Origin of the sequence: Corynebacterium sp. HMSC29G08 (assembly GCF_001806875.1) — a bacterium.
Taxonomy (GTDB): Bacteria; Actinomycetota; Actinomycetes; order Mycobacteriales; family Mycobacteriaceae; genus Corynebacterium.
In genome coordinates, this window is sequence record NZ_KV786220.1 from 1 (window position 1) to 21,521 (window position 21,521).

The 21,521-nt window shown below is 60.4% G+C and carries 18 protein-coding genes and 1 tRNA gene; 7 read left to right on the top strand and 12 right to left on the bottom strand.

Features of this window, described 5'->3' with window-relative positions:
• Positions 1–71 precede the first annotated feature (71 nt).
• The 8 genes from HMPREF3101_RS02895 to HMPREF3101_RS12040 form a co-directional block, all read right to left on the bottom strand.
• Positions 72–758: an alpha/beta hydrolase gene (locus tag HMPREF3101_RS02895; protein WP_246816624.1), complete on the bottom strand. Its 687-nt coding sequence runs from the start codon at positions 756–758 to the stop codon at positions 72–74.
• A 71-nt stretch (positions 759–829) separates the two neighbouring features.
• Entirely contained in the window at positions 830–2,734 is a 1,905-nt protein-coding gene (locus HMPREF3101_RS02900; protein WP_070462438.1) for a M13 family metallopeptidase, read from the bottom strand.
• Between the two features lie 24 nt (positions 2,735–2,758).
• Positions 2,759–3,634 carry a cutinase family protein gene (locus HMPREF3101_RS02905; RefSeq protein ID WP_070462427.1) on the bottom strand — a complete coding sequence of 292 codons (876 nt, stop codon included), beginning with the start codon at positions 3,632–3,634 and terminating at the stop codon, positions 2,759–2,761.
• A 15-nt stretch (positions 3,635–3,649) separates the two neighbouring features.
• A complete protein-coding gene (locus tag HMPREF3101_RS02910; RefSeq protein ID WP_246816622.1) occupies positions 3,650–7,015 on the bottom strand; it encodes an arabinosyltransferase domain-containing protein in 3,366 nt (1,121 codons plus the stop codon).
• A 3-nt stretch (positions 7,016–7,018) separates the two neighbouring features.
• Positions 7,019–8,941, bottom strand: coding sequence for a galactan 5-O-arabinofuranosyltransferase (locus tag HMPREF3101_RS02915; protein ID WP_070462428.1), 1,923 nt, complete (start codon positions 8,939–8,941; stop codon positions 7,019–7,021).
• Positions 8,942–9,218: 277 nt separating this feature from the next.
• Positions 9,219–9,983 (bottom strand): decaprenylphospho-beta-D-erythro-pentofuranosid-2-ulose 2-reductase, encoded by a 765-nt coding sequence (locus HMPREF3101_RS02920; protein ID WP_070462429.1) that lies wholly within the window; start codon positions 9,981–9,983, stop codon positions 9,219–9,221.
• 43 nt (positions 9,984–10,026) lie between these two features.
• Positions 10,027–11,442: a decaprenylphosphoryl-beta-D-ribose oxidase gene (locus HMPREF3101_RS02925; RefSeq protein WP_070462430.1), complete on the bottom strand. Its 1,416-nt coding sequence runs from the start codon at positions 11,440–11,442 to the stop codon at positions 10,027–10,029.
• Between the two features lie 97 nt (positions 11,443–11,539).
• The gene (locus tag HMPREF3101_RS12040) at positions 11,540–11,710 is read right to left on the bottom strand and encodes a hypothetical protein (RefSeq protein WP_168156365.1); all 171 of its coding nucleotides are present in this window, start codon (positions 11,708–11,710) and stop codon (positions 11,540–11,542) included.
• 47 nt (positions 11,711–11,757) lie between these two features.
• On the opposite strand from HMPREF3101_RS12040, the gene HMPREF3101_RS02930 reads away from it, so the two are divergent.
• The 3 genes from HMPREF3101_RS02930 to HMPREF3101_RS02940 are packed head-to-tail and all read left to right on the top strand — an operon-like array spanning position 11,758 to position 13,138.
• Positions 11,758–12,186, top strand: a complete 429-nt coding sequence (locus HMPREF3101_RS02930; protein WP_083280052.1) for a hypothetical protein — start codon at positions 11,758–11,760, stop codon at positions 12,184–12,186.
• 13 nt (positions 12,187–12,199) lie between these two features.
• On the top strand, positions 12,200–12,568 hold the full coding sequence (locus HMPREF3101_RS02935) for a hypothetical protein (protein WP_070462431.1): 369 nt from the start codon (positions 12,200–12,202) through the stop codon (positions 12,566–12,568).
• Positions 12,569–12,604: 36 nt separating this feature from the next.
• A complete protein-coding gene (locus tag HMPREF3101_RS02940) occupies positions 12,605–13,138 on the top strand; it encodes a GtrA family protein (RefSeq protein WP_305763943.1) in 534 nt (177 codons plus the stop codon).
• Here the strand turns inward: HMPREF3101_RS02940 and HMPREF3101_RS02945 are convergent.
• A complete protein-coding gene (locus HMPREF3101_RS02945) occupies positions 13,074–14,006 on the bottom strand; it encodes a galactofuranosyltransferase GlfT1 (protein WP_070462432.1) in 933 nt (310 codons plus the stop codon). The genes HMPREF3101_RS02940 and HMPREF3101_RS02945 overlap by 65 nt on opposite strands.
• A 54-nt stretch (positions 14,007–14,060) precedes the next feature.
• Here HMPREF3101_RS02945 and HMPREF3101_RS02950 point away from each other — a divergent pair, with 54 nt between their 5' ends.
• Entirely contained in the window at positions 14,061–15,053 is a 993-nt protein-coding gene (locus tag HMPREF3101_RS02950; protein ID WP_070462433.1) for a hypothetical protein, read from the top strand.
• Between the two features lie 91 nt (positions 15,054–15,144).
• Here the strand turns inward: HMPREF3101_RS02950 and HMPREF3101_RS02955 are convergent, their stop codons facing one another.
• Complete coding sequence (locus HMPREF3101_RS02955; protein WP_070462434.1) at positions 15,145–15,942, bottom strand: galactan export ABC transporter ATP-binding subunit Wzt/RfbE; 798 nt, start codon at positions 15,940–15,942, stop codon at positions 15,145–15,147.
• Positions 15,943–15,974: 32 nt separating this feature from the next.
• Entirely contained in the window at positions 15,975–16,823 is an 849-nt protein-coding gene (locus HMPREF3101_RS02960) for a galactan export ABC transporter permease subunit Wzm/RfbD (RefSeq protein ID WP_070462442.1), read from the bottom strand.
• A 136-nt stretch (positions 16,824–16,959) separates the two neighbouring features.
• On the opposite strand from HMPREF3101_RS02960, the gene HMPREF3101_RS02965 reads away from it, so the two are divergent.
• On the top strand, positions 16,960–18,180 hold the full coding sequence (locus tag HMPREF3101_RS02965) for an aminotransferase class V-fold PLP-dependent enzyme (protein WP_070462435.1): 1,221 nt from the start codon (positions 16,960–16,962) through the stop codon (positions 18,178–18,180).
• A 5-nt stretch (positions 18,181–18,185) separates the two neighbouring features.
• Here the strand turns inward: HMPREF3101_RS02965 and HMPREF3101_RS02970 are convergent, their stop codons facing one another.
• Entirely contained in the window at positions 18,186–19,160 is a 975-nt protein-coding gene (locus tag HMPREF3101_RS02970; RefSeq protein WP_070462436.1) for an NAD(P)H-quinone oxidoreductase, read from the bottom strand.
• An 89-nt stretch (positions 19,161–19,249) separates the two neighbouring features.
• Between HMPREF3101_RS02970 and HMPREF3101_RS02975 the strand changes: the two genes are divergently transcribed.
• Both HMPREF3101_RS02975 and HMPREF3101_RS02980 read left to right on the top strand, forming a co-directional pair.
• Positions 19,250–19,337 (top strand) — tRNA-Ser (locus HMPREF3101_RS02975).
• 670 nt (positions 19,338–20,007) lie between these two features.
• Positions 20,008–21,336, top strand: coding sequence for an HNH endonuclease signature motif containing protein (locus HMPREF3101_RS02980; RefSeq protein WP_070462437.1), 1,329 nt, complete (start codon positions 20,008–20,010; stop codon positions 21,334–21,336).
• Positions 21,337–21,521 lie beyond the last annotated feature (185 nt).

Sequence of the window (21,521 nt, forward strand, 5' to 3'; positions counted from 1 at the left end):
AGACCCCAAACCCACAGGCCACAATGTCAAGGCCGACCTTGGACCCGCGTGAGCTTAGCAAGCCCGAAAAATCACAGTGCCGCGATGAACTCCGCAACGTCGCGCACGCGGCGGCGGGTTTCCGCAGGCGTGGCAATGTAGTGCGTGGAGAAGTACTCCGCCAGGGTAAAAGTTCCCGGTAGATCGGCTGGCAACGTCCCTGCCACCTCGTCGCGCGAGGCGACCTGAACAAGCACGGGCGCTGAACCAGCCGCATCCAGCGTCTCCGGCGTCACTTTGGTAGGGAAGGTCAGCGCGTAGGCGTCGGCACCCGAAGGGACCGAGGCTGCGGCGGAACCAAACGCCCACACCGAACAAGCACCACCAGAACCAGCCCGCTCGCGGACATAGGCCACGGCCGCTTCGGCGTCGGCGACGTTGTCCACGTCCAAGATGGTTACGCCGGAGAGTTCCGCGGTGGCGGCAACGTCGGGCCGCCAAGCGTGGTCGCGGTGACCGGGTACCTCGCTATTCAGCGACACAGCCCAGGCACCGGTGGGGGAGCTGGGCACGAACACTTCGCCCAGTTCAACGGACTCCACCGTCACGCCTTCGGCGAACGCTACCGCGGGCATCGCGTGGTCCACGGCGCTGCCGAGCATGAGCATCGCGGCATGCGTGATGCGATCCGGCAGCAATGCCAAATACTGTGCTGCGTCCTGGTCATAGGTGGCCTCGATGTAGGTCACCAGCTGTTCAAGCTGCAGCTCTGGTGGCATTTCGCGGTCGCGGCCGCCAACATGGAAGTCCTCGCTCAGCTGCTCATTTACAGGCTCACGCCCAACACGCCCTACCAAATCTTCACCCGCTTATCCGGATCGATCCACATCGGGGAGTCTGGTTTCACGTGAAACGCTTCATAGAACTCGTCCACGTTGGAGGCGATGACGTTGCAGCGGAACTCGTTGGGGGAGTGTGGGTCAATCGCCAAAAGCTGCGCCGCCATCTCCGGGCGCGCCTTGGAACGCCACACGCGCGCCCACGCCAAGAACAGGCGCTGGAAGCCGGTGTAGGTGCCCTCCAAATCACCGAACGAACGCTGCGGGCAATCCTCAATACCCTGATCCGCCAGGTAGAGCTTGTACGCCTCCACGGCGATGCCAAGTCCGCCCAGGTCACCGATGTTTTCGCCGAGGGTGAACTCGCCATTGACGCCGCTGCATTCCTGGTCCGCCAGCACCGAAGGCACCAGTCCGTTGAATTGGTTGACCAGCTGGGATGTGAGCGCTTCGAAGCGTTCGCGGTCCTCCTCGGTCCACCAGGAGTTGAGGTTACCGTGGCCGTCGTAACGCGAGCCCTGATCATCAAAACCATGGCCGATCTCGTGGCCAATCACGGCACCAATCGCGCCGAAGTTCTCCGCCGCATCGGCCTCCGGGTCGAAAAATGGCGGCTGCAGGATGGCGGCGGGGAAGGTGATGTCGTTGACCACCGGGTTGTAGAACGCGTTGACGGTCTGTGGGGTGGTCACCCACTCCGCGCGATCGCTCGGCTTGCCAATCTTGGCCAGCTGGTAGTCGTGCTCGAAGGCGGCGCCGGCGCGCACATTGGCCAGAAGCTGCGCGCCATCTTCCACAAACTCAAGGCCGTCGAAGCTGCGCCAACGCTCCGGGTAGCCAATCTTGGCGGTGAATTGCCCGAGCTTCTCCTGCGCGCGCTCACGCGTCGCCTCACCCATCCAGTCCAGCTTGGCAATGCGCTGACGGTAGGCGGCAATCAGATAATCAACAAGCCGGAGCATCTCGCTTTTCGACGCCGCCGAGAAGTGCCCCTGAACGTATTCCCGACCAATCTCCTCACCAACCAGGCTTTCCGCCAAGGCAACGCCACGCTTCCAGCGATCACGCTGCTGGGTGGCACCGGAGAGGTGGGTGCCGTAGAACTCGAAGTTGGCCTTTGCAATTTCCTCGGTGAGCTGGCTCGCGCGGGAACGCAGAATGTTCCACACGGCCCACAGCTGCCAGTCCGCCAGCGCCTCCGGGCGCAGCATCGCAGCCAGGTCCTCGGTGAAAGACGGCATCATGTTGATCACGCGGCCTGCCGGCAACCCCGAGGCCGCCAGCATCGTGCGGATAATCGCCGGGAGTTCTTCCAGCGTGGTCGGGTTGTAGGTGGCCACCGCATCACGGGCCTTGACCACATCCCAGTGGCTGGACGCCAGCTGGGTTTCCAACGCAACGATGCGCGCCGCCGCCTGCTCGGGGCTTAAGCCCATCAGGTACGTGCCGTCCAAAAAGCCCAGCATGCGCGCTACATGGCCCTGGTATTTCTCCAAGGTCTCAGCGTGCTGCGGCTCGCGGTAGTAGGCCTCATCCGGCAAACCCAGGCCGGACTGTACCAGGTAGGCCACCGCATCTTCGCCCTGGGAGTCCTTCTCCACCCAGTAGCTCAGCGGCGCACCAACGCCTTCGCGCTCCAACAGGCCCAGGTTGTGGGCGAACTCTTCAACGTCCGCCACAACAATCCGGTCTAAGTCCGCCTTCAGCGGCGAGGTCCCCGCGGCGTTGACCGCGTCGGTGTCCATAAAGGCGCGGTACAGCACGCCCGCGCGGCTGTCGCTTTCCTTCAGCAGCGCGTGAACGTCTTCTTCGGATTTGTCGCGCAGTGCGTAAAACGCGCCGTCAATCCCGCGGTCCGCGGGGATAACGTGGTCACGCACCCAGTTGCCATTTACTAACGCAAAAAGGTCATGCATGCCCACAACTGTAGTGGCAAGGCACTACATGGTGTGCTGCACAATCCAATCCGATGCCTGCTGTGGGCCAAACGTGGTGTACCCGCCGTGGGCGGCCATACCGGCGAAAACCGCAACAGCACCCGGGCCAAGCTTCTGCAGGATCGTCTGGTACTCATTCCACGGCACACGGCCCGCACTCATGTGCGTGCGCATGGCCGGGGCGACGAATGAGCGGTGCTCTTCACGCATGGAGCACACAATGTCGTCCGGGCGGCAGATCTCCAGCACGCGATTGGCCAGCACACCGTAGCCGCCCTCCAGCGCACCGAGCGCGCCAAGGGATGTCGGCGAGGTCCCCGGTGATAGCGTCGCACCGTTCGGGCCTTGGTACGGGTTCGCAATCACCGCAACCGCATCCACGCGCTCCGGTGCGATCGGTCCGCGGCCGTAGGCAATGTCACGCGTCAAACGCGCCGTGACATCCGCGCCCAGGGAGAAGCCGGTGAAGCTGAACGTGGCCCCCGGGCAGGAACGCGCCAGGCTGGCAACCGCACCAAAGGCAGCGTCATACGCCGCCTTGGACGCCGCGTAGTACGGACGCTGCGCAAACGCACCGGAGTTGTAGGACACCCAGAGCGGCTCAACCGCGCCATTGGTACGCGACTCCACCAACAGGCCCGTGCTGAACACGTTTCCGCCGTGCGGTACAAACGCTGGCACACCGGCCACCGTGTTCGCACCACCCGGTACAGCAATGAGGTAGTGCGGCTTGCAGCCCTGCTCCTGCACAACCCCCATCGTGTTGTCCGAGGACATCATCGGCTCGCCGATACCCTGCGCGGACGCAACTGACGCTACCAAACCCATGGCAGCGGTAACGGCAGCAGCCACAGCGGCAGCGATGCGCGTAAACCTCATCGTTTTCTCCAACTCCTACTCGTCCGGGTTCCTGATCTTCATCGGGCCTGGCGTCCACCAACCCCACCTGGTGTGGGTTTCATAATCAATGTTGGCCTCAACCGGGGCCACACCCGTGGAATCCGTGCGCAGCTCATACTTGGCAAAGGAGCCCCAATCACGCTGCCAGTCGCCTCGCAGGTAGCCAGGAACGTCGTAAGAATAATTCACTGCCTCCGCTGTTGCCAGCGCACCGCCGCCAAGGAAGTCCTGGAAACCAGACAGCTGCTTCTTACCAGGCGCATCCGGCATCACACGGAACTGCGGGATCTCGGTCACGCCAGCGTAGTGGGTAAAGGTGCGCTGGCACGGGAACTGGAACGCCACCGTCCAGTCCAGCAGGCCCGGGGTGTCGGGGTCCACAAGGTCCGTCATCGCCGCAAGCGTCGGGTTGCGCAGCGGGGTCACCGCCAGCCAATCCTTCTCACCAAAGGATGCGTCCTCCGCAACCAGGCGTACCACGTCTGCCTTCTCCGGCAGGTCTGCCAGCGGGTAGCGCAGGTTACGCCACTCACCCGTCGGGCCTTGGTCCAGCATTTCTACGCTGTCGAGGGTTTTCACGGTGCCGTCGTCACGCAGCTGCCCAAACTCAAGCTCAAGCGTGGTGCCTTCCTGCTCCACACCGTTGATGTCATGGTGCGCAATCTTGCCCGCAACCGAGGTCACCAGAAGCGGCGCATCCGGGTTGTGCTCCGGCAGCTCAAACCACGCGGTCTCCAGCACGGCCTTGCGGCTCGGGTCATCCTCAAACGTGCCCACAACCGGCACACGCTGGTAGTCCAACCCAAACGGCAAACGCACCGTGGAGTTGTTCACGCCACGCAAATACGCCGGCCTGTTGCCCTGCGTATTCACACTGGAAGTGGACTGCGCCTGATCACTCAACGCATCCTCCGGCACATCCGCCGCCTGCGCATCCGACTGCGCCGAAGACAGCACGTCAGTGGTGTTGGAGTTTTCAGACGCGATGTAGGCAGGCACACCATCAGGGGTAAAGCCGACGTTGGTGCCAGCGTCTAAGGACTTGCCCAACGGCACCCCGTCAATCGGGGTGAGGAAGGAGTCATTCGTATCCGTCTCCAACAGCACATCCGAGGCCAACGCGCACACATCACCCTTGAAAGTGCGTACGTTGCCCATGCCCACCGAATACGAGGGCGCCTGGGACACAAACGACTTCACAAACGTCAAGCACGAAAACGCCACAATCAGGATCGCAAGCACCGCCAACGGTGCGCCCATGATGCCGGCCCAACGGCCAGTGCCTACACGAGCCGCCTGATCAAACTCATGCGCTTTTCCAGCCTTAGCAGCTTCGGCACGCCGGTTGTTGTGAATCAGCGACTGGACAATGCCAATCAGCAGCACCACACCGGTCAGTGCCAGCACGATGGTGTTGGCCTCCACCGCCTTGTACTGCACGGTACGGTCCCACCACGGCACGCCGAAGGAGGACACGTACCACCAGCCGTTCCAGCCCGCCAGGGTCAGGGCCAGCAGGAACAGCGTTGCGGCAAACGCAAAGGTGCGGTTGCGGGCAGACTGCAGCGCGAAGTGCGACAGCACCACCGAGCCAAGTGCGGCAACAGCGGCGCCGACACCTGCGTAGATGCCGAAGTGGTGGGTCCACTTCGTTGGCGTGAACATCATGAAGAACACGGTCAGGCCGACAATGAGCACCATCCGCTGGGTCGTTGCCTTGTTCGTGCCAGGGATGCGGCCCCAGCGCGCCATGCCCCACAGGATCAGCACCATGCACAGCGTCAGGGTGAACATGGGGAAGCGCCGCTCCAGCGAGGCGTCCACCGCCTGCTGGAACAGCGTTGCGTAGCGCACCCACTCCTCGTGCCAGCTCAGCGCCGGCCCCACTTCGGAGCGCACGGCGGTAGCCTCCAGCACGGTGGCCAGGGTCTGGTCCTTAAACACCGGCACCATCACGGCCATGCCGGCACCCAGGAAGACAGCAATGTAGGCGAGCATTGGGGCCATTGCTTTTCGACGCCTCATCGTCCTAAACACCGCCGGCAAACAAATCAGGAACACGCCAACAGCACTCAAGCCCGTCGGGCCGCACGCCAACGTGAACGCAGCTGTGATCGTGCCCAGCGCCGCCGGCAGCAGACGATCATACGCAATGGCTCGCTCAAACAACGCCCAGGTGATCAAGATGCCAGCGGCAATGATCGGCTCCGGGCGGGTGCCGTTGTCATAGGGCAGCCAGAACGCCAGGAACACAAACGCCGCAGTCCAGTACGCCACCCGACGCCCCGAAACCGCCTCACCCAAGCGCGGCAAGATCGAACGCGACAGCACCCACCAGATCACAATGCCGGCCAGAAGCGTGGGCAGACGCATCCACATCGATGCCGTAGTTACACGCGCAAGCAGCGCCAACACGTCATAGAACGGGGAGCCAAACGGTGCCTCCGGCACGCCGTACCAACGGTAGTAGTTGGCCATGTAGTCCGAGTCATTGGCCACGCGCGCCATGGTGAGCAAGAAGCCATCATCAGACGTATTTGCACCGAAGACGTGCCAGAAACCCAACACGGCAAGCACGATGCCATCTAGCGGCTTAAACGTGCGCCACTCCCGGTCGAACAACGGTACACGGCGACGGTCACAACGATCCATACGGCCCAACGCCACCAAAGAAACCACTGCGGAAATCAGGCCTGCGATCATCGCGAACAGCTTCAGCGCAGTCGGCGAAGACGTGAAGCGGGAGTTGATGTCGATGTGGGCGTTGAGGCCGGCGTCGATAAGCAGCTGCCCAGCATCAGGCTCAAGCTCCGTATAGAAACCCGTGAACTGGGCGCGGTAATCATCCTCAACCTCCTCGGAGTAGGAGGTGCCGCTGATAGCAACCGTCGTCTCCTCGTCGGTCTGCTGAATGCGCAGCATCGCATCACGCGGCAGCGCAGCAACCTCCTGGGCCGTGAGATCAAACACCACCTCATTGATCGCAGACACCACAAGACCGCCACCAGGCGCGGTGACAAACAGGCCGCGATCAAACGCCTCCTGCGAAGACTCCGGCAACGTACCCAACACCAACGTCTGGCCGGGGCGAACGTGGTCCACCGCCTCAATAGGAATCTGGATATCCACTTCCTGAGGCGCAACCGAAATCAACGGCGCATTCACCGCCTGCACCGAATGGTTCTGCGGCCACGAAACCGAAGACTGCACCTGGTTCACCGGCAAAAACGGCACCAACACCAACAACACGAACGCCAACAAGCCACTCGCCGTGGCGGTGGTCACCAAAGAACGCGGCGCGCGCCTTACCCGCATACGACGCGAGGTAGCTTCCGGAAAAGTTTCAACGTGTTGACCCATGGTTTACTGCTCCTTGCGAACCACAACAACAAACGGACCGATCTGCTTCATAGCCCAATCGGCGGAACCAAACGCTTCAGCGTCGAAGAACAAGCCCTCATAGCGCACATTCGGCTGGCTCGGATAAATGTCATACGCCACATGCGTCTTCAACGGCGTCTTCTTATCCAAGTTGCCGCGGAAGATGAACCCCTCCGGGCCACGCCACTGGGAATTATCAATGGCAGCCGTGAGCTCCGCCGGCGCGGTATTGGACAGCTCTGCCCAATGCACCAACTCCTCATTGCGCAGGTTGAACTCACCCAACGGGTTGGCGTAGTGGCTGGTGAACGCGTTGAACCCGTAATAGGGGTTAAACGCCATGAAGTTGATCTCATCGGTATAAATCACAGCCTCGCCTGGACGGCGACCGTGCTCCGACATGAACTCCACAATCTCGCCGTAGTAGCGGCCAGCATCCGCCGGGAAACGGTCTGCGCGCTCACCAAAACCATCGGTGTCCGCATATGCCTGATCAATGTGATCACGGTTTTTCACCGGGATCTGCTGCACATAAAACACGCTGCTCGCAGCAACGAACAGGATCATCGCGGTGGTGATTGCCCGATTCGTCGCATCGGAGAAACGGTACGAGAACCAGAAATCCACACCCACCAGGCGGATCTCCGCAAAGCCCAACACACCCGCGGTGGTGAACAGCAAAATCAGCAGCACCTCAACACGAAAGCCCAACAAGGACGTACCAAACAAGGTAACCGCCATGGAGGCCATCGCCCAGAAGTAGCACACCAAAATACCCAAACCCAGGGCGGCCACCTCAGGCTCGCTCAAGCGCAAGACCAGGAAAAACAAACCAATCAGGCTGAGGAGACCAACGACGGAAAGCGAGAAGAACGGCATGGGAAAGTACGTGCCCGCTTCCGGCAGGAAGTGGTTCGCCGTAGACACCGCCTCCTCATCACCAGTGATCAGACGCAACAGGTACGGGCCCCACGTAATCAGTGCAAACGTCATAGAGCTGAACCCGATCACCAGCAGATGGCGCACCGGTGCCAACGAATTGCCACGGGTGAAGAACATGATCACGGCCAGCACCACCACCGTTAACGCCATCAAGGCAGTAAACAGCGTGTACAAGGTTGCTGAAACGCCCAGGTAGAGCGCAAGCGCACCCGTGGCCCACCACGAACCATTCAGTGCACGGTATGCGCCAATAACACCAGCCGGGAACAGCATCGCCACAATCGCCGCATACGGCTCGTCCGGAACCTCCGTCAGCACCACAGCAACGTTGGTCAGCGCCAACGCACCCGCCACCGGCAACGAGGCCGTCAACCTATGCCAGATCGGCGTCAAGATTGCCGCGACCGCGGCCAGAGACACCAACGCCCACGGCTGATACACCAACCAACCAGGCATATTCAATGCATTAGCAAGGCGGCCGCCCAACCAGAACCAACCAGCCGGGTAAAACGGGGGCAGATCCACGTAGCTCATGTCTGCAAGCGACGGACCCTGGGCCATACGAGACAAGAACTGCGTACGGAACCCCTGGTCAACCTGGATGCCATCGAGCCACAGGTTGGTGGCCGTCAGCGGAATACCCAACGCGCTGAGCACAATGCCAGCAGGCACCAGCGACACCACGGTCTCAATCAGCAGGTTCTTCCGCCCACGCACCCACATGCAACAGCACCACGTGCTCACAGCAATCAAGACAAACGACGCCGCAGCCGACAGCGCACGCGGCATCATCGAAGTATTAAACGCGGGTAGGGACAGCGTCTTTAAGACAAACCACCCGGCAAGCGCCAGCGCGCCACCGAGGAAAAAGAAGCTGACCGCCCGAGACGTAGCCTGTACGCCGGAGATCTCATCCGGCGCATAGGAAGTAACCCGCAATTCGCGGGTGGAAGTGGTGGTCATGCGTAATAGTTTGTCACATGGCCCCCACACACCCTAGTAGCAACGGCGCAAACCTCAATATCTACTTAAGACTTCGGCGTTTTTGGTGGTTTAAGGGCAGCAGATGGAAAGAATTCAAAAAGAATTCAGGGCTTTCGGGGAAATCCTGAATTCTTTCCGGTTGGGGAGTTTAGCGACCTGGGGATACTGAATTCTTTGCCCGGATTTGGGAAACAAATTCAGTCTTCCAGGCGCTGTCCTGAATTATTTTGGGCCAAAGCCAAAGCCAAAGCCAAAGCTAGAAGCTCAGACGGCGCATGATCGCCGCTGGGATGTGCTGCAACACAAGCGAGATCGGGCCGAATAGCTTATGCACGAACACGGCGGGCTTGCCGGCCAAGGCGGCGTCCACGGCGGCTTCGGCTACGTCTTCCTTGTTCACGGTCAGCGGTGCCTCGTCGAGGCCCTCGGTCATCTTGGTGCGCACCTGACCCGGGCGGACAACGGTGACTTTGACACCGCTGGAACGCAGCGCCTCACCCAGCTGCAGGTAGAAGCCATCCATGCCCGCCTTGGCGGAGCCGTACACAAAGTTGGAGCGGCGCACCTTCTGGCCCGCAACGGAGCTCAGCGCGATGATCTTGCCGTGGCCCTGGCGCTTCATCGCCTGGCCCAGCAGTACACCCACCGAGACGTACGCGGTGTAGTTAGTCTGCGCAGACGCCACGGCCTTGGCCTGGTCCTGCCACAGCTCCTCTTGGTCGCCGAGCGTGCCAAAAGCAACGACGGCAATGTCTACCTCGCCCTTAGCAAACGCGGCGTCAATCACTGCCGGGTGGGAGTCAAAATCCAAGGCGTCGAAGTCAACGATGCGGATTTCGCCGGCGCCGGAGGCGGTGAGGGTGTTCACGGCGGCGTCGATACGCGGGGAGCCCTTACGAGCACAAAGGGTGACGGTGGGGGCACCGCCGCGGGAGGCAAGCTCGCTGACAATGGCAAGGCCGATGTCGCTGGTGCCGCCGAGAAGCAAGATGTGCTGGGCTTGGCCTACTGCATTCAACATTTCAGGTTCCTTTTCTTCGTTGGAGCTTTCGTTGGAGCTACGGCTAGTTCAGCTCAAGTCGGCGGGACAGGTCGGAGGCGAAAACGCCGGTCGGGTCGATGTCGCGGCGGGTCTTCAACCAGCCGTCCATACCCGGGTACATGGCGTGGAACTTCTCCGCGGAAGTACGAGACTCCTTTGCCAGGTAGAGGCGGCCGCCAAACTCCATCACCTGCTCATCCAGACGATCCAGGAACTCGCCCAAGCCCGAGCGAATCGGGAAATCCACGCACACGTTCCAACCCTTCATCGGGTAGGACAGCGGCGCGCGGTTGCCCTCGCCGAACAGCTTGAACACGTTGAGTGCCGTGTAGTGGCCGGAAGACTGGATTTGGTAAATGATGTCCTTGAAGGGCTCAACCGCATCGGTAGGCACCACGAACTGGTACTGCAAAAAGCCGGCAGAACCGTAGCCGCGGTTCCACTCACCGATGAGATCCAGCGGCTGGTAGAACTGCGTCAAGTTCTTAATGTCGTTCTTGCTCGGAGCGCCCATCATGTAATAGGCCTCACCGATAGCCATGAGCGAAAGCTTGTTCATGGTCCAGGACGGGAAGATGTCCGGCACCGTCATCAACTGCGGGGCCCTGAAACGCAGCGGGTCCTTCGCCAGCTTCGGCGCGTACTCTTCCAGCTGCTCAAGCGTTGCCAAAGAGCCGCGGGAAATGGTGGAGCGGCCCGTCTTCGGCGGCGCAGAAATCGCGTCGAACCAGGCGGAGGAGTAGGTGTAGTTGACCTCGGAGCCGTCGGAGTGGAGGGCAATGGTCTCATCCAGCGTGTCCGTGCGCTCCGTGTCAGAGATGAAGTACGCGGTTTCCGTGAACGTCATCTGGATGCGAGCGCGGAGGATGATGCCAGTCAAGCCCATGCCGCCGACGGTTGCCCAAAACAGCGTGCCGTCTGGGTCATCCGCGGAGCCCTCCGGTTCAAGGTGGAGCACCCGGCCGTCTGCAACCAGAAGCTCCATGGACACCACATGGTCACCAAAGGAGCCTGCGGAGTGGTGGTTTTTGCCGTGGATGTCCGGGCCGATGGCGCCGCCAATGGTCACCTGGCGCGTACCTGGCAGCACCGGCACCCACAGGCCGTAGGGCAGTGCCGCCTTCATCAGCTGGTCAAGGCTCACGCCTGCGTCCACGTCCACAATGCCGCTTTCCGGATCAATGGAGTGGATCTGGTTGAGTACGGTCATGTCAACCACCAGGCCGCCACCGTTTTGCGCCGGGTCACCGTAGGAACGGCCGAGACCGCGGGCAATCACGCCGCGACGCTGGGACTGTGGAAGGGAAGCGTTCTCATCTGCCACGCGTGCCACGGCTGCCTTGATCACATCAACGTCAGGGGTGGAAAGTACGTGAGCGGTACTTGGAGCGGTGCGTCCCCAGCCGTGGAGGGACTTCAAGTCGGTGTGAATCTGCATGTATTCCAACCTTACTCACGCGAACGTAACGCACCCGTAACAAAAGGTGTGACGTTTATCCCAAGATGCGGCTGGTCAGTCTTGAAAAAGACTTCAGTCAGAGCTCCAGAATCTCCCGGATCTCCTTCGGAAGCTCCTCCTGCGAGGTGATCTGCGGGCCTTCATACTCACGCAAAATCTTCAAAATCAGCGCGCGGCTGGCGCTGTCCTGCACCGGCAGCTCCTGTGCCATCAGCTGCTGCATGAAATGGTTCAGCGGTTGTTCCATACCGGACAACCCTAGCTGTGAGCACCTCAGCCGGTACGATCTGCCGTATGCAGACCGAGCACACCGAGCAGAGCACCGAAGAGCGGATTGATTACAACGCGCTGGACAACACGTTTGCGGGCCAGTGCATCCAGGCAGGCTTTATCGCCGCGCTTGTTGCCTTTCCTGCGGCGCGCTTGCCGCTTCTCGCGCTGAACGCCGGCACGATTGCCGTGTTCAACGCGTTTGATGAGGACCCGCGTAATGACCTCACCGCTGTTGTGGATGATGAGCAGGGCGAAGAGGATTCCGTCGCATTGTCCTGGGGCGTGATTGGTGCCGTTGCCGTGGGCGCTTTCGGCGCGTTCACCATTGCATCTCGCCTGGTTGATGGGGTTGTGGTGGGGTTGGGTAAGCGTGGCGTCGATAAGCCGAAGGCTTGGGTGGCTGGGGCACTGGCTGCGACCTACCTGGCGGTGAAGCAGACCCAAAAATAGGTAGCCTGGGGGCATGTCACGCATGCTGATGGTCAGGTGCTTCCTGCTTAGCGACGACACCGTCTACCGCTGGATCGGCCTCCCCCAACACACAACCGTTGCCGAATGTCGGCGCATCGTGGCAACCGTCTTTGACATCGATGGCGAGGTTGGCACCGATACCGATGGGGGCTTCTTGCTTAGGGACGCCTTACGCCACCCCGGCGACACCCTCCACTTCCACTGGGGCCTGTGGGAGTTTCAGATGCAACTGGCTGAGATCCACCTCGGCGACAGCGATGACGCAGCCGCCATGTGCGTGGCGGGCGCCGGCGAGTTCGGTCCACGCCCCTTTGACCTCCGTGCGGTCAACGCGGAACTGCTGGCACTGTCTGGCGTTTAACGCTTTTGGCTGGTCGCGCGGGTAGACTTCCCCGGCGTGAGTTCCTCCCCGAGTACACCGGCCACGAAAGCGGCCACGCAATCGGCGCTGAAAAAGCAGCTGGTGCCGTTCATCATCATCGGCATCGGCTGCGCCGTGCTGGACTTCGGCGTGACCTATTCGCTGACCAAGCTGTCGCCCTTGTCGCGTGACGCATCCAAGGCGCTCGGCTGGTGCGTAGGCACCCTGGTGGCATACCTGCTCAATTCTCGCTTTGCGTTTAAGGCCGAGGTCAACGCCAAGAAAGCCGGTGCGGTGGTCGTGCTCTACGCCTCCACGTTCGCCGTGCAGCTGCTGTTGTACCGCTGGTCCGAGCCACCGCTTCTTGCGCTGGGGATCGGGGACCCCTTCAAGGACCTCATCGCCTTTGTCATCGCTCAGGGTGTTGCCACGGTGACCAATTTTGTGCTGCAGCGCCGCGTGATCTTCCGTCATGAGACGAAGATGATCGAGGTTACAGAGCCGACTAGTTACGCGGCCGGCGGAAATCCTCCCGTGCCCCCATCCGCAAAAGCTTCAGCCACTGAATAAACCCCTTCGGGTCGCGCTTCTGTAGCAGGAAGAACCACCCGAAACGCACCACTTCCTGCAGCTTCATCCGCTTCATGCCTTGCTGGTTGATGATGTAGCCGCGGTTGCGGTACGTGAAGTACCGCTTCGATTCGTTATCCGGCCACTGTGCGTGTGCGCGCCCGCCCATGATGGGGTGGAACTCGCCAGAGCCGTCCGGGTGCAGGTAGAACGCGTTGAGCGCCGTGCCGTACTTCAGGCCCGACTGGGCGAGGCGCCGGTGGTACTCCACTTCGTCACCACGAATGAACAGCCGGTAGTCCGGCACACCGATCCGCTCCATCGCCTTGGCGCTGATCAACGCGCCGTTGAACAGGCTGGCGTACTGCGGCAGGAACTCGCCCTCAAGCTCTTCTACACGACGATGCCACGTCGTCCCCTGACGCAACGGAAACGCCAGCTTGCCCGGGTCTTCAATATTGGCAACCACCGGGCTGACCTCGGCCAATTTGTGTTTAGCTGCCTGGGCGTACAACGTTTCCAACGTGTCTTGGCTTGCCGGACGACCGTCATCATCCGCGCACCAAATCGCGTCCGCACCCAACGCCAACGCGTGCAGGAACCCGTAGGCGAAACCACCCGCGCCACCCAGGTTGGTCTTCGAGGGCAGGTACACCGCCTTTTCCTTTGCCAGGCTGGTCAGCAGCTCTTTCACGGCGGTGTCGGCAGCGTCTTCGGCACCGTTGTCCACCACGATCACCCAATCCACCGGGTGCGTCTGGTTCACCACCTGCTCAAGAGAATGCTTCAGCAGGTGAACACGCTTGTGGGTGACAATGACTGCGGCCGTCGTGCCGTTGGGGTTTAGCAGCGCCTCGTGGGAACTCATGGGCTTTATTGTGCCGGATGGAACCGCAGCGGTCTTCAGCGCGTCTAATTCAGTATGGGGAAAGTTGTCAGTATCGATGTTGAGGTGGCGTTTGATGTGGTGCTCGTGCATGCGTCGCAACGCGAAGTGGGGGAGCACTATGTGCAGCTCAGCCAGGAACGGTACGTGCGGGAGGCGCAATGCCGAAGCGCGTGGCTTATAGACCGCGACGCTAACGCCCACCCCCGCAACATCGCCTACCAAGCCCCCGCCGCCGCACGCGCCGTCGCCCACGCGGTGGAACACCCCGGCTGCATCGTCGGCGCGTTTGCCGCCCTGGCCCTCCACGGCCTGCCTTTTCTTGTAGACGCCGCCGACACCACCCTCTACTGCACCACCGACCGGAACAAACTCAGTAACGAAATTTCACCGACGGTCCTGCGCATGCCGCGCCCGTTAGGCAAGGCCTATACCCTCCAGCACCGTGGTGTCGCCTTTCGTGCGTTCGCGCCAGCGGAGGCGCTGGTCCAAGCGCTGCAGCACATCCGAAAAGGGATGCACCGCTGGAACGTGGTGCATATTGACGGGCTGGAACCAGTTGACGTCATGGCGATCCAACTCATCGACAGCTGCCGACGTTTCTTAGGGGTAAGACCGGAACAGATTAAGGAAGCTGCTGCTCGCAGGCTGTCTCGCCGATGGCTGGAGCGGGTTTTGCTATTGAGTAGTGCTCTCGCTGACTCGCCTAAAGAGACGGAGCTTCGCCTGCTCCTGAGCAGCGTTGTTAGAAAATACGGCTACACGCTGCAGGAACAAGTGCCGCTTTATTACGACGGGGTGATAGTCACCACCTTCGACTTCGCCATCCCTGCCCTGAAGATCGGCGCCATGTATGACGGCGCCCACCACTGGGAATACGCCCAGCGTCAAAAAGATGCCGCCATCAATCTGAAGGCGACGCGCCTGGGGTGGACCGTTCCACGTTGCTCATCGACAACAATGTTTGAGCTTGTTGACCTGATCTGCGATCTGATCCGCCAAAAGGCCGCCGACGTTGGAGCTTTCTGACAAATGTGACGCCCAACGTGCCCGATACAGACGCGACCTGGGGAAACGGAAACGGCGATGTCACATTTGTCAGTGCCACCAACACCGCATCCTACTCCTCAGCGCCGTAGTGGAAGCGCTGCACCAGTTTGGCAACGTGCTCGCCGGCTTCGGGCCCTTCGTAGGCACCCACAACGTCGGAGACCAGACCGGCTTGGCGGATTACGCCCTTGTCCACCCACAGCGCGGTGTTGCAGAGCTGCGCCAAGAAGTCATTGGAGTGGGAGGCGAAGACCAGGATGCCGGAGCGTTCCACCATCTCGGCCAAACGGACGCGGGCTTTGGACATGAAGGCGGCGTCGACGGCGCCGATGCCTTCATCCAGCAGCAGGATCTCGGGCTCGATGGAGGTGACTACGCCCAGAGCCAATCGGACGCGCATACCGGTGGAGTAGGTGCGAAGGGGCATGTTGAGGTAGTCGCCAAGCTCGGAGAATTCGGCGATGTCGTCTATTTTCGCCTTCATTTGTTTGCGGGTCTGCCCCAAAAACAGGCCGCGGATGATGATGTTTTCGTAGCCGGAGATCTCCGGGTCCATGCCTACGCCGAGGTCGAAGACGGGGGCGACGCGCCCACGGACGATGGCGGAGCCACGCGTGGGTTCGTAGATGCCGGATAACAGGCGAAGCAGGGTGGATTTGCCTGCGCCGTTGTGGCCGACAAGGCCGACGCGGTCGCCTTCCCGCAGGTGAAGGTTGATATCGCGCAGTGCCTCAACGACGACAGTGTTGGAGGCGTTCTTGCCAATCTTGCCGCCGGCGGACGACATGACGGCCTTTTTTAGGGAGCGTGATTTGGCGTCGAAAATGGGGAAGTCGACGCAGGCGTTGTAGGTGTCAATGGAAACCATCTCGGGTCCTTTCTGTGACGCAGCAGCGAGCGTCACACCCAGTAAGGCACGCGGAAGCGCATCTGCTTCATGGCAAACAGTGTGATGAGCAAGCCGCCGGCGGTGCAGCCGAGGACGATCCACCAGTGGTAGGCGGCTACTTCTTGCCCGATGAGGGGGGCGCGAACGATTTCTAGGTAGTGGTAGAGCGGGTTGAGCTCAGCGATGCGGGCGCGGGCGGCAACTTCGCCGCCCTGCTCGCGCAGCGTCTTGGTGGTCCACACGATTGGGGTGACGTAGAACAGCAGCTGGACCAACGCTTCAAGAAGCGGCGCGACGTCACGGAAACGGGTGGCGATGATGCCGAACAGCATGGTCACCCACACACCGTTGATTACCAAAAGTGCCAGTCCTGGAATGAACCACAGCACGTTGAAGCCAAGGTTAATGCGGAACGCAACCACGAGGATGAGCCAGATGACCATGTTGTGCGCCAGGAACAGTAGATGGCGCCACACCAGGCGGTAGACGTGTACCGACAGAGCGGATGGCAGCTGTTTGATCAGGCCTTCGTTTTCGATGAATACGTTGGCGCCGTCTTTGATGCAGCCGGAGATGAAGCCCCAGACGATGAAGCCGACGGTGACGTGCGGCAGGAATTCGGCGACGGAGATTTGGAACAGCATCGAATACAAAAGGCCGAGCGCCAGTGACATGACGCCGGTTGCGATGGTGATCCATAGCGGGCCGAGGGTCGAGCGCCGGTAGCGCTGTTTGATGTCCTGCCAGCCAAGTTGTAGCCAGAGTTCGTGTTGGCCCCACCCGCGGGTGAGGTCGCGCCATGACATGGCCAGGGTTTTGGATTGTGACGCCGGGGTGTCACTTGCCGGCTCGCTGGTCATGCGGGCAACGTCTGCACGCAGTTGTTCGATGTCTCGCACCTACATCACCCTAGCCGCTACACGCTGCCGGTATGCAGTGGGTGGCTATACGGGGCATAATAAAGACTGATGTTTTTCTTAGAAAGGGTGTGAGGCCGTGGCATATGACGTTGCCAGTGTGAGGGGCCTTTACACTTCGTTGTCCAGTGGGTGGACATATTTGAATGCGCATGATGCGCCGCAGGTGCCGGAGCGGGTGGCGTCAGCGGTGGCGAGGAGTTTCCGTGCGGCGTTTACGGTTGCCCCGCCGGAGCCTGCACAAGGGTCGCATACGCGTTTCGCCCCGGGGTGTCCGGAGGGGGAAACGTTGGTTGCGGATGCACGGGCGGCGGTTGCGGACCTCACCGGCGCTTCGCCTGAGCGGGTAATCCTTGGCCCGAGTGTGCAGGCGTTGTACTTGGCGCTTTCGGCGGCGATGCGTCCGTTGTTCCGTCACAATTCTTCGGTTGTGGTGACGGGCCTGGATGACCCGCGGCTGACGTCCACGATTCAGCTTGTGGATGCGCAGGTGCGTTGGGCACAGGCGGATTTGGCTACGGGGGAGTTGCCGCCGTGGCAGTTTGAGCAGTTGGTGGATGGTTCCACGCGCCTGGTGTCTATTCCGGCGGCGCACGCGCAGCTTGGCACGGTGGTTGCGGTGTCGCAGGTTGCGGAGGTGGTCAAGGGGCGTTCGAGGGCTTGGCTGCTTGTCGACGCTTCGTCGTACCTCCCTTACCGCCCCCTTAGCTTCGACGAGTTCGGTGCTGACATTGTTGCCGTTGACGTGGCTGCGATGGGCGGACCGCAGGTGGCTGCGTTGGTGTTTCGTGATGAGGCGATGCTCAATCGTCTGGACCGCGACATGTTGGATTTGCCGGTCGCTCCGGGCCTGGCAGGTGGCGTGTCGGCGGTTGTGGAGCACTACACGCAGTTGGCCGAGCCGTGTGACGGGCATCCATGGAAGGCGACACGGCGGGAGCGGTTGGTGTACTCGATGCAGGAGGCCGCGGACTACATGGAGCACCTGGGGGAGGATTTGTACACGTTTTTGGGCACCTTGCCCATGGTCCACATCGTGGGCGTGTCTGGTGAGGCCGCTGAGCACATCCATTTGGACCGTATTCCGCGTTTGACGTTTGGGGTGATGAACGTCCCGGCGGAGACGGTGCATCAGCGATTGGTGGCGAATGGGATGGTGGCCACGGTGGCGTCGTCAAGCAAACTGCTCACTGACATGGGGGTAGATGAGATGGGTGGGGCCGTGACGGTGAGCCTGAGCCCCTTTAACACGCACGCGGATGTGCTGCAGCTGACGCGTACCGTGGCCAGCCTGGCTTAGAGCGCTTAGACCGTTAAGACGATTTTACCGGTGTTGTCGCCGGAATCGAGCAGGTCGTGGGCCTTTGCGGCGTCTGCAAGTGGGAATGTGGCGGTGATGTTGGGGTTGATGCGGCCGGCCTCAATCAGCGGCCATACGGTTTCGACGGTAGAGGCCACAATGTCCGCCTTCATCGGCCGCGGGCGCGCACGCAGCGTGGTGGCGTGCAGCGATTGGCGCCGGGGCATCATACGGCCCAGGCTGATCTCGCCCTTCGCCCCGCCTTGCAACGCGATGACCACCAGCTGCCCATCCATCGCCAACGCCTTCACGTTCGGCTCCAGGTAGGGACCGCCGACCACGTCAAGGATCGCGTCGGCCCAACCTTTGAGCTCCTCGTCGAAGTTCTGCTCGCGATAGTTAATCACGTGGTCCGCGCCCAGCTCACGGCAGTATTCCACCTTCTCTTGGCTGCCGGCGGTGGTGGCCACCTCGCACCCCAGCGCCTTGCACAGCTGGATCGCAAAAGAGCCGATCCCTCCCGAGCCACCGTGGATCAGCACCCTCTTCGGCGCGCCGTCCGCATGCGGCTTGTCGACGCCCACAAGCATCCCCAAATTCGACCACACCGTACAAGCGACCTCCACAACCCCCGCCAGCTCTTCCAGCGTGAGACTTTCTGGCTTCGGCGTGAGCTGGCCTTCGGGCACCGCGACGTATTCGGCGTAGCCACCGCCAGCGAGCAGGCAGCCGACCTCCTCGCCTTCTTTACGACCAGTGGTGCCCGGGTCCACGATGATGCCGGCGCATTCTAAGCCGATGATCTCGGATTCACCCTTCGGCGCCGGGTATTTGCCGGCCGCCTGGACCAGGTCAGCGCGGTTTACACCGGCGGCGACGACCTTGACTAGCACCTCGCCCTCTTGCAGATGCGGGGTTGGGGTGTCGCGCAACTCAAGGGAGCGCGGGTTGTCGGAGTCCGTGAGCTGGATGGCTTGCATGGTTGTATTTGCTGGTGCGTTCATGGGTGCGTTCATGCCAGCCCAGAATACTGGTATTGGGTGGGCGGCGTGTACAGTTACGGACTGTTGGAGACGTGGCAGAGCGGCCGAATGCACCGGTCTTGAAAACCGGCGAGGGTCACACCTCCGGGGGTTCAAATCCCCCCGTCTCCGCCAAAAACTTTGGGTGGGTCATCAGTCCCGACAGTGTGGACATACCGGCGCCGCGGTGTTTATGTACCCGGGTTTATGTATTCGGGTTTATGTATCTGGGGCGCCAGTTTTGGTTTCGACTCAGTGGTGGGTCGCCTCCGAAGCGGGAGTATTGCGTGCAGGTATGCGGCCAGACACCCGCAATTGGGACTCGATGGTCCCATTGTGAGCCTCCCTTTTGTTAGATGCTTCCGGTCGCGCTACGGGATACAGACTGGAGTTTCAGTTTTCCTGGTTCTGTTTTCGGGCATGGGTAAGGTGCGACAACACGATTCAACTCGAACAGTTGTTTGTTATTTTCCTGTTGGCTCAAGGGGCGTGTGTGGTCGGTCGCTATACTGAATGCAACCGCCAGCCTTTGCTGTGAACACGTGGGTGAAATTAGTTGCAATAAATGCTGGTCTACCCCTTGCGTATAGAACTGTTGGGCGGGTATACTTGGGGGTAGAAAACAGGCATATAATCAATGGGGCAATAACAACGGGGGTACACCGTGGGCGAACCATATTTCCGCACACAACGACCAGAGGATGCTTTAAGCACGTTCGGTCAAGGTGTTCGCGATATTTATTGGAGTGTTTTCGGACAATTCAGTCAACCCGGGGCAAGTATTGATGACTTCGAACTGGAAGTAGTGGCTATTCGGGAAGCAACGGGTTGGGGTAAAGGTGTTGTCGAAGGCGCGATTTTTGCGCATGCGCGCCTGCAGCATTTGCCGAAGCTGCGTGCCTTACAAGCCGGCACGCGTGTGTTGGATCTGTGTCATTTGCGGGCGATTGATCATGTGCTTGCTGAGCTTGGCCCAGATATTACTGATGAGGCTTACGGGCAGTTTGACGAGATGCTGACGTCTACGTTTACTCCGACACGTGCTGGGCAAAACACTCCACAGACCACCATGATTACTCGCCGTATCAGGGAGATGATCAAACGTATTGACCCAACGTGTGCCTATCAACCAAAGCGGCGCATGCAGCGCACAGCACACGCGCATGCGGCTGATGATGCGGTGACGTTTGAACAATCCGTATACACCGGCACTGTCAAAACGTTGGTCACGTTGTCTACGAATCCGTTAACGGCACATGTGGTGCGTGAACATGTGTTGGCCACGGCACGCAAACACAACACATCAATGGCGGATGCAATGGTTAAACTGCTTTCCGGGGAGATCACCCCAACGAAAACCACGCTGCATGTGTTTGTGCCGAAAGGCCGTGTACCTGGTGGTGAAGCCTATGTACCAGGGGTAGGGGCCTTAACCCCAGAGGCAACCGTGGCATTAGACGCCATCTTGGAGAAAGCGAAGATCACCACGGTGGACATGGATGCAGAACTGCAGGCCTATACGGATAGTTACACCCCAACCGAAGCAATGCGGCGAGTGGTCTGTGCCCGTCATGCGCATTGTGTGTTCCCGGGATGCACGGTGCCATCCCAGCTGTGTCAGTTGGATCACCGGATCGCCTTTGGTCAGGGAGGTACAACCACACCGAGCAACCTGTATCCGTTGTGTCAAAAACACCACAATGTAAAAACCGATAAACGTGGGTTCTACGTTCCGGATCCGGACACAGGTGACATACTGTGGTTATTTTCCAACGGCACGTATGAAACCTGCACCCCGGATAGCCTGATCAACCACAACACGCACGCGCAGGCACCTCGGTGGAAGGCGAACCTAGAGCAAGTATGCGCCCGGCGTAACAAGGTGGCGCAGTTCTACGCCAAAGGCCACAAAATACTGGATGATTATGACCATCACCACAACCTAGACCTAGTCGATGCCCAGATCGCAGCGTTAGAGGAAGCATACGGGCTCATTTTCCCGATTAAGGCAGTCCTGCCGGAGCCGTATCCAAAAGAACCCGACTTTACTGAACCACCCTATCCGGACCCAATGGAAGAATTTGACTACGACCCAGAAGAACTACTCGATGCACATTCTTGGGATGGGATGTAGGTAGTACAGTCCAAACCAAAAACAGGCCATTTTTCCGAAGGGCTGTGGAGGACTCTCCCGACTACGCAGAAATGGCACTTGGGTTACTTTTCGAAGGACACCTACAATCGTTGTGCTGGGTGCTGATTGTCAACTATGCCGTGACCTAAGAAGGACCTGACCCCTGTTTGGTAGACACCTCTGAT

Coding starts and splice junctions, on each gene's coding strand:
- HMPREF3101_RS02895 (WP_246816624.1), bottom strand. CDS start 758: ATGCCACCAGAGCTGCAGCTTGAACAGCTGGTGACCTACATCGAGGCC.
- HMPREF3101_RS02900 (WP_070462438.1), bottom strand. CDS start 2,734: ATGCATGACCTTTTTGCGTTAGTAAATGGCAACTGGGTGCGTGACCAC.
- HMPREF3101_RS02905 (WP_070462427.1), bottom strand. CDS start 3,634: ATGAGGTTTACGCGCATCGCTGCCGCTGTGGCTGCTGCCGTTACCGCT.
- HMPREF3101_RS02910 (WP_246816622.1), bottom strand. CDS start 7,015: ATGGGTCAACACGTTGAAACTTTTCCGGAAGCTACCTCGCGTCGTATG.
- HMPREF3101_RS02915 (WP_070462428.1), bottom strand. CDS start 8,941: ATGACCACCACTTCCACCCGCGAATTGCGGGTTACTTCCTATGCGCCG.
- HMPREF3101_RS02920 (WP_070462429.1), bottom strand. CDS start 9,983: ATGTTGAATGCAGTAGGCCAAGCCCAGCACATCTTGCTTCTCGGCGGC.
- HMPREF3101_RS02925 (WP_070462430.1), bottom strand. CDS start 11,442: ATGCAGATTCACACCGACTTGAAGTCCCTCCACGGCTGGGGACGCACC.
- HMPREF3101_RS12040 (WP_168156365.1), bottom strand. CDS start 11,710: ATGGAACAACCGCTGAACCATTTCATGCAGCAGCTGATGGCACAGGAG.
- HMPREF3101_RS02930 (WP_083280052.1), top strand. CDS start 11,758: ATGCAGACCGAGCACACCGAGCAGAGCACCGAAGAGCGGATTGATTAC.
- HMPREF3101_RS02935 (WP_070462431.1), top strand. CDS start 12,200: ATGTCACGCATGCTGATGGTCAGGTGCTTCCTGCTTAGCGACGACACC.
- HMPREF3101_RS02945 (WP_070462432.1), bottom strand. CDS start 14,006: ATGAGTTCCCACGAGGCGCTGCTAAACCCCAACGGCACGACGGCCGCA.
- HMPREF3101_RS02950 (WP_070462433.1), top strand. CDS start 14,061: ATGGGGAAAGTTGTCAGTATCGATGTTGAGGTGGCGTTTGATGTGGTG.
- HMPREF3101_RS02955 (WP_070462434.1), bottom strand. CDS start 15,942: ATGGTTTCCATTGACACCTACAACGCCTGCGTCGACTTCCCCATTTTC.
- HMPREF3101_RS02960 (WP_070462442.1), bottom strand. CDS start 16,823: ATGACCAGCGAGCCGGCAAGTGACACCCCGGCGTCACAATCCAAAACC.
- HMPREF3101_RS02970 (WP_070462436.1), bottom strand. CDS start 19,160: ATGCAAGCCATCCAGCTCACGGACTCCGACAACCCGCGCTCCCTTGAG.